An 11433-nucleotide genomic window follows, 5' to 3' on the forward strand; every position below is an offset into this window, starting at 1 on the left:
AATTGAACGCAACACGCTCTAACGGAACGATGAAGGGCAGGGGGAAACCAATAGGCGGCGTCTGATGCGATCTGCGAAGTCGGCTTCAACTGAAGGCCGACTGCCCCGGCTGGGGATCGCAGCGCAGAACCGACTGAAAAGAAAAGATCACGCAGTTTCGGCGGCGCGCTTGTCGTGCCGATAGGCGTTCAGGACCACGCCAAGCACATTGGTATGCTCAGCGACTTCGCGCTGGCATTTCTCGAACTGGCTATAGGTCGTTGTATCAGCCCGAACCACGATCAACGCGCAGTCTGCATTCTTGAGAAACGCCCGCGTGTCATCGTTCACCAGCACCGAGGGAAGGTCGAAAACCATCAGATCGGGCTCGTATTCCGCCTGGATTTCATCCAGCTTTTCGGCCGTTTCCTCGGCCAGAAGGATCCGTGTCGGGTCAGACTCCGCGCGCTGGGCCATGGAAACAATGACATTGTCGCCATAGCGCAAAGCTTGCTCTTCGAAGGAGACCTCACCGGTCAACATTTCGCTGATACCATGGGGTGGCTGGACCTTGAAAAATTCGCGCAAGGACGGGTCGCGCAAATCCAGGTCGAAGAGTATCGAACGCAGGTCGCGTTGGCGGCCGAGTCCGAGCGCTATGTTGCAGGCCATGGTGGACTTGCCAGATTGCGGCATCGGTGACGTGATTGCCAGCCGCTTCCAGCCATTCTGACGCATGGTCAAGATGGCCTTGGTGCGCAGGATATCAAATGGCGTCGCAGCTTTGCTGGCTGCTCGCGTCACGACCCGGTGCTGGGCGAGATTCTTGTCATGCACTTCGAAAGGCGCCAACGCAGCCCAACGGGCAACGACACTAGCGTTCGCTTTTTTCTCGGGTTTCGGCGCGACCGGCTTGGCCTCTTCGGTGACGGTCTGTTCGTTGCGGGACGAACGCGCCTTATCGAGGGCTGCTTGCAGTTTTTCCATTCGGTCTCAATTCTCTCATCTGCTCTAGCCTAGCCCAAACTTGGACAGGCCTTTCTGCACAATCACTTCTAAAGGAAGATAATACGTATCCACATACCAAAGCGCCGCAGGCACGCCAATCAAAACGGCAAGGAGCACCACCAGTCGTGCACTACGACGCAGGTATTTCGTCACTCTGCTTTCCATGTAGGGGATCGTTGCCATTGGCGTGATGCCGAACCGCTCGGAAAGCTCGTCCGGCCTGCGGATGGACCGGTTCAGCACTTCCAGCAGAAAGAAGTAACCCACGGCGAACACAAGTCCGGCAATAATACCCAGTGATGCGATCAAGAGGCGATCAGGCCCGCTAGGGATTTGCGGCACATTGGCGTTCTCGATTACATTGATCCGCTGCCCCTGTGCCGTGGCCTCGATCCGTTCACCCATCCGCGCGGAATTCAGGTTCGATATCGCCGAACTGTACCGTGACTGGACGATATCGTAGTCGCGTTCCAGTTCGGCAAGTTGGAAGCCATTCGACGCGCTCACGGCAATGTTCCGCTCGAGTTCTTCGAGTTCGGCTTTCGTGGAATCTATTTGCGCCTGAAGTGCTGCGATTGCGGCGTCGGCCTCTGCCTGTGCGGCTTCTAGACGCGCCTGTCTCTGAGCGGGATCTTCGCCCACGAAATTCGCGGCGTTGGCAGAATTCCCGGCGGCGACGATTGCCTCCAAACGCTCTATCCGGTCCCTCAGCCGAATGACCCTTGGATTGTCTTCGCCGTATTCCGCCGTCAGCCTGTCAAGCTCTGCCATGCCGACGACCAGCTGTTCTTCGTACGCGCTGCGCTCGGGCGATGTAGGTTCGTTCGACGCATCGAAATTTTCTTCGAGATTCTCGCGTTGTTGCACCGCGATTTCGATCTCCGCCTTGAGGCGATCAAGGCGTTCTTGCAGAACATTCTGCCGCCCGAGCCGGTAACCCTGATCCTGGGGCAGAGCCTTGGCGTTTTCGGACTTGAAGCGGGCAATTTCCGCACTCCGCTGGTTGAGCTCTTCGTTCAGCCGTTGGACCTCTTGCTCGAAGAAAGCCAGAGTGTTCTCGGCGCGAGAGACTCGGAACCTGGAATTCTCCTGCAGTACCAGGGTGACGTATTCATTAACAACATTTGCAACAATACGGGCAGAGCGCCCCTTGAAGCTGATGATCATCATCGTGGCACTATTGCCAGCGCGAGCTCCTCCTCTGCGACGAACATTCGTCGCAGCCTGCATCGCCGCATAGACCTTGTCGGGCTCCATCTCGCGTATATTTTCGAACACGTCAAACCGATTGGCGATGTCAATCAAATTTGCCCGGGTCAACAGCCTCTGCTCAATGATATCAAGCTGCTCTGCCGCGCCGGCCTGCACCGTCGAACTGACCATGCTGACGGGGATCTGCGGTGCTTCGAACAGAAGTCGTGCGGAAGAGGTGTAGGTTTCGGGCAGCTTGAATGCGGCGACCAGGCCCAAGCCAGAAAAAACCAGAAAGAACAGCGACATCACAGCAAGACGGCGCAGGAACAATGCCCAGTAGAAGCCCAGATCGAAATTCATTCCGCAGCCTTTCCTACAACCGAGCGAGGATTGGTGAGCAACAAAGATTCACGAAATGGCTTCAAAATCAGCCCATCACCTATCAGTTCATTGATCGTTGCCACGCTAACCTGTTCCTCTTCTCCGCTGGATGCATAGACAAGGGCGAGATCGCAAAGCTTGTTAATCACGCGCGGGATGCCCTCTGCCTCTTCATGGATGTGGCGGATCGCCTCAACGGTGAATTCCTCGCCGGTACCGCCCGCATGTTTCAATCGATGTGCGACATATTTGAGTGTCGTGCTCAGGTCCATGGGCTCCAGGTGATAGGACACCGTCACTCGCTGAGCGAACTGACGCAATTCCGGTTGGCGGATTAGGTCGCGCAACTCGGGCTGGCCGACCAGAATGACCTGCAACAACTCGTCCTTGCCGGAATTGATGTTGGTGAGCATGCGCAGCTCTTCCAGCGTGTCGGCCCCCAGATTTTGCGCTTCGTCCACGATCAGCGCAACATATCGCTTCGCCGCGTATTCGGCCAAAACGAAATCCTGGAAACGCTGGAACAAGGCCACGTAATCAAGGTTTGCGGGTGCGTCCAGGTCGAATGCACTCAGGACCCAACGCAGCAGATCCCCCCGGTCGCCCCGGGCATTTGAAATCAGCCCGACGGTCACATCTTCCTTCATCGTGCGCAGCAGTTGCTGAATCAACGTGGTCTTGCCTGTTCCCACCTCGCCGGAAACGACGGTAAGTGGCGCCCGGGTCACGAGTCCGTATTCAAGCACCGAGAGGGCCCGTTTGTGCGCCTTGGTCCAGAACAGGAACTCCGGGTCGGGCGACAACGAGAACGGCCGCTCGTGAAATCCGAAATGTTCGTTGTAAAGGGCGGTTGGCATACTTGCTCTTATCACTTGAAATCTAGCCGCTAAATCACGGCAAATTGGAATGTACACTCATACGATTGCTATTGAAAGCAAGGTATGGCCAAAGGTTGGTGAGAATAAGACAAGATCAGGTGGTAAATCAAGGTGTTGCATACGCGCCGCAGGTCTCGCCGCGCTCTCCGGTCATGTTGGCGCAAAAAGACCATCGACCGTTTCAAGCCTCCAAGTGCTGTTACGTGGCCGTCGCGCAAGATCCTCTTGGGGTTGGTAAACTGGTAGAGCGTAACTGAGAGCCTAGACAGTCTGGCAGGAGCCTGATCGACGTGTTAGAGCAGTGCAAAGCAGACCAGGGAATGGATATATGTGGCCTTACTGGATACTTTTCCTGATACCAGCCCTGACAGCAGTAGCTGCGAAGCCCGCTCAGAATTTCAGAGCAGATGGTACGCGAAGCGTAAAAGTCGACGGAATTTGGATCCTGGTACTGCTCCTGATTGCCCTGATGATCGGCTTTCGTGATCGTGTCGGTGGCGATTGGTACAACTACGTCAGACACCTGTTCGAAGCCGAATTTCTTACGATTTCTGAAGCTGTTCGTATGTCTGATCCGGCATATAACATTCTTAATATTGTCAGCCTCGATTTAGGTTTGGGCATCGTTGGCGTTAATCTTTTCTGCGGAACAGTATTTGCGACGGGGTTGATAATCTATTCACGGTCAATGACGCGGCCATGGTTGGCGCTTGCTGTTTCCATCCCGTACATGACCATCGTCGTATCAATGGGATATTCTCGCCAGGGTGTTGCGTTGGGATTTGCCATGATTGGGCTTGTCGCCCTTGGGCGGCAGCGCCTTCTGTGGTTTATTTTTTGGATATTCGTTGCCGCTACGTTCCATCGTTCTGCCGTTGTGTTGATTGGCATCACTCTGCTCACCAAGAATTTTCGAAATTACAAGAACCTCCCACTCCTTCTGCTCGTTGCATTTTTTATGTATACGGCACTTATCGAGGGAACGACTGACCAGATTGTCGAGCAGTACCTGGAAAACGAGATGCAGTCTGATGGCGCATTTGTCAGGCTGCTCATGAATGTGGTGCCCGCTATACTATTGATTATTTATAGAAATCGCCTCTCTGTTTCGGAAAGTGAGCGAAAGATCTATTTGGTCATGGCCTTTCTGGCCATTTGCGCTTTCATGGCGCTTGTTGTCGGGGCGTTTCCTTCCACGGCTCTTGATCGGATCAGTCTATATCTGATTCCGCTACAGTTGTTTGTGTTTGCCAATTTGCCTGATGCGTTCGGGCGCTTTGAGGGGCAGAAGCAAGCTGTCGTGGTTGGGATACTGTTTTATTACGCTCTTGTTTTGTTTGTCTGGCTTAACTTCGCAAATTTCTCTGGTTGGTGGCAGCCATATCGCATGTTTCCCCCGCTCGACATCGAAGAGGTTTATTACATGAGGAGGTAGCTGGCTGACTCCTTGTTTTGCCACTCAACTTTTTTGAGTGATAGAAGGCGTCTTGACGCAAATCTACAGCCAGCAATGATTTTCATGAAAGTCGAGGCCAGAAGATGTCGCCTGTTACGTAGCGGTCGAAAACTCTGGGCGCAGCGATCCGGTCGTGACATAGCGCGGCGAAATATCCGGTCCCGTCGCCCAAGCCAGGCCGTGTTGGTTCAATGCTCGCGGGGCAATGGGGCGGGACGCTCTTGGAAACCAGCAAGGCCGCGCTGATCCGGAGCAGGTCATGGAGAAACGCGGCGGCTGGCAGAGATAGCGATCTGCAAATCCGTCATTGGATTCGGCGACAAATGAGATGTATACCTTCGTACAGCGTTTGTTACCTTTCGCTTAACAGATGAGGAATCTACTTGTGCGTGTATTGAGTCGTTTTATCCCTATTGTCCTTCTGCTGAGCTGCACCCTTTTTCTTTCCGCCTGCGATTCGGCTGAAGAGCGGGCCGAGAAGCATTACCAGAGCGCCCTGAGTTTGATCGAGGAAGGTGACGTTGACCGCGCCATGGTCGAGTTGCGCAATGCTTTCAACTTGAATGCCCGCCACAAGGGTGCGCGCCGGACCATGGCAGAACTGCAATTGGAACGGGGCAACCGCCAAGGCGCTTATCGCCAATACCTGCGACTGGCAGAGTCATATCCCGATGATCTTGATAGCCGGATCATGCTCGCCGAGATGGCCTTTACCTTTGGGAACTGGGATGAATTTGACCGCCATGGAACGCGCGCCGAGGAATTGGATGCAGAGAACCCACGCGTAAAGGTCATCTCCCTTGTACGTGAGTATAGGGATGCCATTGATGATGATGACCCCTCAGTGCGCCGCGACTTGGGACGCAAGGCCGACGAGATGCTGGCGGAACGGCCCGATGACATATTGCTGCGGAATACCCTCATCGACAATGCGCTTCGCGATCAGGATTTCACTCGCGCGCTGGCTGAAATCGATTGGATGATCGAAGCCGAGCCCACGAACAGTCGTTATTATCAAGAGCGCCTTCGGGTTTTGGCGACGCTTGGTGATGAGAGTGGAGTCGAAGCGCAGCTGCGCAAGATGATGGAAATTTTCCCGGACGAACCAGCGCATATGGAAACGCTTGTCCGGTACTACGTTTCACGGAAAAACCTGGATGCGGCCGAAGGCGTGCTGCGCGAGCTGTCAGAGGCTTCCGCGCCCGAAGATCCGGTCCCGACAATCAGCTTGATCCGCTTCCTGTCGGCATTTCGGGATCCCGATTCCGTCCGCGCCGAGATCAAGAAGGCCGTGTCCGAACGCCCCGATCCCGTGCCATTTCAGATCCTCGAAGCCAGCTTCGAGTTCTCCGAGGGGAACCAGAAGCAAGCAATTGCGACGCTTCAGGACGCACTGTCCAAGACCGAGCCTCTGGACCAGTCCCTTAATATCAAGGTTACGCTCGCCAAGATGCTCCTTGCCACCGGTAACGAGGTGGGTGCCCGAACCCATGTCGAGGAGGTTTTGGCCGAAGAGCCAACCCATCCTGGCGCGCTCAAAATGCACGCCGCATGGCAAATCGAAGCTGACGAAACCGATGCGGCGATCGGCGAGCTTCGGACCGCGCTCGACCAGAACCTTCAGGATGCCGAGGCTATGACCTTGATTGCAAAAGCTTATGCGCGCGCAGGTCAGCCGCAACTGGCCAAAGATTTCCTGGCGCAAGCCGTAGAGGCATCGGGCAACGCACCAGCCGAGGCGCTTCGCTATGCTCAGCTGTTGTTCGGAGAGGAACGGTATCTTCCGGCAGAGGACGTCTTGCTGGCAGCGCTGCGGCTCGCCCCGTCCAATGTCGATCTGTTGAGCGCGCTGGGGCAGCTTTATTTGAGAATGGAGGATTTCGGTCGCGTTCAAAGTGTTGTGGACACCCTGCGCCGCATTGGCGGTGATACCGCGCTCCAGGCTGCCAACGGGATCGAGACCGAACGTCTCAGCCGGCAGCAGGGGTTAGATGCGGCCATGTCCTTTCTTGAAGACTTGGCCAACAATGCCGACGCAACTCTCGCTGACAAGATTTCCCTTGTTCAGGCAAGGCTCAGCATCGGCGATAACGTTGGTGCCTTGGCCTACGCGCAGAAGCTAAGAGAGGAATACCCCGACAATCTCGCGCTGGAGGCCGTTCCGGCTGTGGCGCAGATAGCGAACGGCAATCTGGACGCGGCAGAAGCATCCTTTCGCCAACTCGTGGAGGCAAACTCCGCTCAACCAGAAATCTGGCTTGAACTCTCTCGGTTGAAACTACGCAAAGGCGATATTGAGGCGGCCTATGCCGTGATCAATGAGGGCTTGGGCCACTTGCCGGAGAACGCGGACCTACTCTGGGCGAAGGCCTCCTACATGGAGCGCGACGGGGATATCGACGGGGCAATCGAAATCTACGAGGCGCTCTATGAACAGAACTCGAATTCGGTTGTCGTGGCCAACAACCTCGCGAGCCTGCTTTCGACCCATCGCGAAGATGAGGCCAGTCTGAACCGCGCATGGACCGTTGCGCGGCGGTTGCGTGACGCCAACGCCCCGGCGTTGATGGATACCTATGGCTGGATCCTCCACCGCCGTGAAAACAGCGCCGAGGCCCTGCCATATCTCGAAAAGGCCGCAGAAGGGCTGCCCGAGGATCCCATTGTTCAGTACCATCTGGGCAAAGCCTACCTTGCTCTTACTCGGCCTGAAGATGCGCTTGAACAGTTTCGCAAGGCTATCAGCATCGCCGGCCCAACCGATACCCGGCGACAGGTCGAAGAAGCGCGAGCATTGGTGCAGAGCCTGCAGGACGGTGGAGCTGCTGAGAACTAAAGGAGTTTAGGGCGCGGTGGTGCCTAACAGGCCATTTCGCGGGTGATTGGCCATATACAGACGCGATGCGTGCTTGAGATCAGCGGCGATTCGGCGCTTCGATAGAAAGCGAGGGCGCGCAAATCCCGGCGTGATAACCGCGCGGCGCGCCCTAACTGCACCCGGTGGCCGGCCTTGCCTTGACCCCGCTGGGCGTGTGGCGAGGCCTTTTAGGTGGTACACTACGGGCTGGCACAACATCTTGAGCCGATGACAGACAACTCAACTTTACCGGCTATCGTGCTGGGTTCATGCAATGATTCACATTTGCAACACATCAAGAATCCGTGACACAAGCGATTGCTTAATCGGCCTCTACCTGTCTTTAACTGTTGGGAAGTGTGCTTTTTCAAGAGAACTGCGGCGAATCGTCCCTGAGACGTCATTCGAGGGGCGGGGCCGGGAGATACAATATGATAACGACGTCTACTCGTATTACTAGAACGTTGGCTCTTGCCGTATGCGTGTCCATGGTCGGCGCTTGTACCTTGCCGCGGCCAGGGCCCAGCAAAAATGAAATTCTCAATATCGAGGTCGAAGAGACCAGCAATACTGCAATTGTCGTGGTGGATGAGAACGTTACTCGTGCGATTGCCACGGCTCCCGACCCGGGCTTTCCTTCCGCGCTGCTCAAGGCTGGCTCCTCGGCGCCTGACATAATCCTCCCGGGCGATACGCTGTCATTCGTAATCTACGAGAACGTTGATGACGGTGTCCTGAACCGGGGAGATGCCGGAGCGTCAGGTCTCAACTCCATTCAGGTGGATGATGCCGGGTTCATTTTCATTCCTTATGTCGGGCGAATTCGCGCGGCTGGCAATACGCCCGAGGCATTGCGCAGAGCCATCACCAATAAACTGAGCACCCAAACACCGCAGCCGCAGGTTCTGGTCCAGCGCGCCAACGGTGACGGTGCAACGGTCTCGATCCTTGGTGACGCCATCGGTGCCCAAGGTGTTTACCCGATTCGGCGCTCCAGCCGCCGGTTGATGGAAATGCTGGCCACTGCTGGCGGCGTTACTGTTGCTGCAGACATTGCGCGCATCAGCGTGCTACGGCGCAATGTCAAAGGCTCGATTTGGTTCGAGGATATCTATGACCATCCAGAATACGACATTGCGCTGCGCGCAGGCGACCGAGTTCTGGTACAGCGTGATCCTCGTATCTTTACAGTGCTCGGCGCGACCGGTGATCAGGCCAATGTGCCCTTCGGCATGAGACATCTGTCAGCCATTGAAGCGCTCGCGCAAGTCGGCGGCTTGGATGGACGACTCTCTGATCCGACCGGGCTTTTCGTGATACGCAAGGAAGATGCCAAAACTTCCAACAAGGTACTCGGTCGTCATGATATTGTCGGTGAGAAAACCATTATCTACGTGCTTGACCTGACAGCGCCGAACGGAATTCCACTAGCCCGAGATTTTGACATCCGCGATGGCGACACGATCTACGTGACGGAAGCACCTTCCGTACAGTGGACCAAAGCACTCGTCGCGATCGTTGGCACGGTTGGAGCAGCTCAAGTCGTGAACGCGAACACGAACTAAACCGACCACGGTGTACACGGAGGGGGGCGGCTTAACTGCTGGCCCCCTTTTCGTTGGCGTCCTGAATTAGATGAAAAGTTCGCGTTGCTTCTTGCAGGGTGAGGTATTCGGTCAGGTTTCGCAGACGTTCGACGCTGTACCAGTCGCCTCATTTCACGGATTTCCCGTTCGACCGCCTCGGCCGACTTCCAGGCCCGGTGGAAATTGATGGTCCCGGTCTTGAGCGGGGCCATCATTCTCTGGTTCAGTGGATTGGCGTATGAACCCCCTGCGCTGCCGACCGGAGAAGCAGGATGAATACTGCCCCATGATCCGCACGTCACGGATGGACATGCCCGGCGGGATTTGCCAGATTCATCTCATGTCTTTTTTGCTCAGAATCCTGCGGTTGGCATTTGCAGTTACCTTGCTGGAATCGTCGGCTCAGGCGGGCGAGTTACTTCTGTCCAAGAATGATGTCGTCAGGATTCATCCTGCGGTCTGGGCGGCCGCGGGGCTTGAACTGCCCGAGCCAGACACGGCACTGCCGATCGTTGGTTTTGGCAATAGCCAGGACGGTGTACGGCTACTGAGAATCCTGAACGGACAAGGTGACGTCAACGGTTTCGCGGGTGTGGTCTACGACAACCGGGATCGTGGCCACTCGTCGTTGAACGCGGAGATGTATCCGCGCCTCACGCACCTGAAATACGGCGCACATCTTGTCACCGGAGGGCTCGATGTAGGTCTGGCGGGCCGGATCATCCTGCCTGCCGTGGTTTTCGGAAATTCCTCGATGGCTTTGGAGCGCGGTGCTATGCGGCGTAGTCTGCCCCGTCTTGCGATGACCAATGACACATGGCGGGAAATCACGCCGATACTCTACGAAAACAACCATATTTACGTCTATCCCGAGCACCACGATTACGACGCCGAGGATCTCTTCCCGATCAACTGGCCCTACATGATTACCAGCCAGGGATCCTCGCGCTCGGACCAGCTCTTTCTCAACGCGATTGCGCTGACACTCGCGGCGCTTCCCACCGATACCTTTGCATTCCTGCGGGAGAAGGGATTGATTGCACCGACCGTGCAGATGATCCTGCGCCACAATCTTTCGACCGTCACGAGCCGCGAAGATTACTTGTCGGGGAGCGCACATCCCGCTGCTTTCGATGGCCGGCATGTTCGGATTGGTCGAATGGTGGAGATGGCGTCTAAGTTGCGACCCGAAGATATACCACCCCTGGTGCGGTTGCGGGTCATCAAAGAGGATTTCTCGGATGCCGCCGGGCTTGCGGGGATGAGTGAGCGCCTGCTTGACGCACCAGCGGCGATCGGGCGCCTATGGCGTGGCTTTGCCTGGGAACGCGAATTTGTGGTCACGGCCGAAGACACGTTGGCTGCCAATGAGCGGCCCATCACTTTCGAATGGCGCTTGCTGCGTGGTGACCCGGAGCTCGTCTCGATCGAACCACAGGGGCCAGGTGGCCGGACGGCGAGGATCAAAGTGGCCTGGCATGACCCGTGGACCGAACTGGCACCCGGAAAGCGAGGTCAGATAGAGCGCCGCATGTCGCGCGTCGATATCGGCGTTTTCGCAAATAACGGGGTGCACGACAGCGCACCATCTTTAATCTCCATCGACTTCCCCGAACATCAGCTCCGCCGGTACGATGTTGGGCCAGATGGTGAAAAGCGGCTCTTGTCCATCGACTATGATGCAGTGAGGCGCGAGGCCTATTTCGACCCGCTGCTTTACTGGTCGGCGGCTTGGACGGATACGGCGCGTTATGACAAGACCGGTACGTTGTCCGGATGGGATCGGCAGGATGCAGACGCCGGCGCGACGGTCTTTGTTCCAAACGATGACGGAACACCGGTGCCCTACGAAGTTGGCAAAGGTGACAAGGGCCTACCTGTCCTTCGTCGCGTAGGCGAGTGAAGGTAGCCGTCGAGGCGTCTCACGGCCGCTCTGAGGCTTAAAGCGAGTTCTGTGGGCCCTTGGGTAGGCTTTTCGACTGCCTTACCGTGACGGGCCGCTTTGGGGCCTACCCGCTCGTGGTCACGACCCAGCACAGTTTCGGCGCTTCAACGTTGCGGGGCGGGGTGAATTAGAGCGTGTTGCGTTCAATC

At 56.3% G+C, this 11433-nt stretch carries 7 protein-coding genes; 4 read left to right on the forward strand and 3 right to left on the reverse strand.

Annotation, left to right across the window (positions count from 1 at the left end; genetic code table 11):
* Positions 1 to 147: 147 nt before the first annotated feature.
* From O3306_RS21975 to O3306_RS21985, 3 genes are read right to left on the reverse strand one after another with little or no spacing between them, the layout of a single operon-like run.
* Complete coding sequence (locus tag O3306_RS21975; RefSeq protein WP_272011499.1) at positions 148 to 966, reverse strand: tyrosine-protein kinase family protein; 819 nt, start codon at positions 964 to 966, stop codon at positions 148 to 150.
* A gap of 24 nt (positions 967 to 990) precedes the next feature.
* On the reverse strand, positions 991 to 2541 hold the full coding sequence (locus tag O3306_RS21980) for a GumC family protein (RefSeq protein WP_272011501.1): 1551 nt from the start codon (positions 2539 to 2541) through the stop codon (positions 991 to 993).
* Positions 2538 to 3419, reverse strand: coding sequence for an ExeA family protein (locus O3306_RS21985; protein WP_272011503.1), 882 nt, complete (start codon positions 3417 to 3419; stop codon positions 2538 to 2540). Before O3306_RS21985 ends, O3306_RS21980 begins: the two co-directional genes overlap by 4 nt.
* 349 nt (positions 3420 to 3768) lie before the next feature.
* On the opposite strand from O3306_RS21985, the gene O3306_RS21990 reads away from it, so the two are divergent.
* From O3306_RS21990 to O3306_RS22005, 4 genes are all read left to right on the forward strand, one after another.
* Positions 3769 to 4875, forward strand: coding sequence for an EpsG family protein (locus tag O3306_RS21990; protein ID WP_272011505.1), 1107 nt, complete (start codon positions 3769 to 3771; stop codon positions 4873 to 4875).
* A gap of 391 nt (positions 4876 to 5266) precedes the next feature.
* Positions 5267 to 7732: a tetratricopeptide repeat protein gene (locus O3306_RS21995; protein WP_272011507.1), complete on the forward strand. Its 2466-nt coding sequence runs from the start codon at positions 5267 to 5269 to the stop codon at positions 7730 to 7732.
* 452 nt (positions 7733 to 8184) lie between these two features.
* Positions 8185 to 9318, forward strand: coding sequence for a polysaccharide biosynthesis/export family protein (locus O3306_RS22000; RefSeq protein WP_272011509.1), 1134 nt, complete (start codon positions 8185 to 8187; stop codon positions 9316 to 9318).
* Between the two features lie 259 nt (positions 9319 to 9577).
* Positions 9578 to 11242, forward strand: a complete 1665-nt coding sequence (locus tag O3306_RS22005) for a hypothetical protein (RefSeq protein WP_272011511.1) — start codon at positions 9578 to 9580, stop codon at positions 11240 to 11242.
* Positions 11243 to 11433: the final 191 nt, after the last annotated feature.

Origin of the sequence: Roseovarius sp. ZX-A-9, assembly GCF_028369135.1 — a bacterium.
Classification (GTDB): domain Bacteria; phylum Pseudomonadota; class Alphaproteobacteria; order Rhodobacterales; family Rhodobacteraceae; genus Roseovarius.

Excerpts from the sequence above, each read along its gene's own strand:
- O3306_RS21975 (WP_272011499.1), bottom strand. The coding sequence starts at position 966 with ATGGAAAAACTGCAAGCAGCCCTCGATAAGGCGCGTTCGTCCCGCAAC.
- O3306_RS21980 (WP_272011501.1), bottom strand. The coding sequence starts at position 2,541 with ATGAATTTCGATCTGGGCTTCTACTGGGCATTGTTCCTGCGCCGTCTT.
- O3306_RS21985 (WP_272011503.1), bottom strand. The coding sequence starts at position 3,419 with ATGCCAACCGCCCTTTACAACGAACATTTCGGATTTCACGAGCGGCCG.
- O3306_RS21990 (WP_272011505.1), top strand. The coding sequence starts at position 3,769 with ATGTGGCCTTACTGGATACTTTTCCTGATACCAGCCCTGACAGCAGTA.
- O3306_RS21995 (WP_272011507.1), top strand. The coding sequence starts at position 5,267 with ATGAGGAATCTACTTGTGCGTGTATTGAGTCGTTTTATCCCTATTGTC.
- O3306_RS22000 (WP_272011509.1), top strand. The coding sequence starts at position 8,185 with ATGATAACGACGTCTACTCGTATTACTAGAACGTTGGCTCTTGCCGTA.
- O3306_RS22005 (WP_272011511.1), top strand. The coding sequence starts at position 9,578 with ATGAACCCCCTGCGCTGCCGACCGGAGAAGCAGGATGAATACTGCCCC.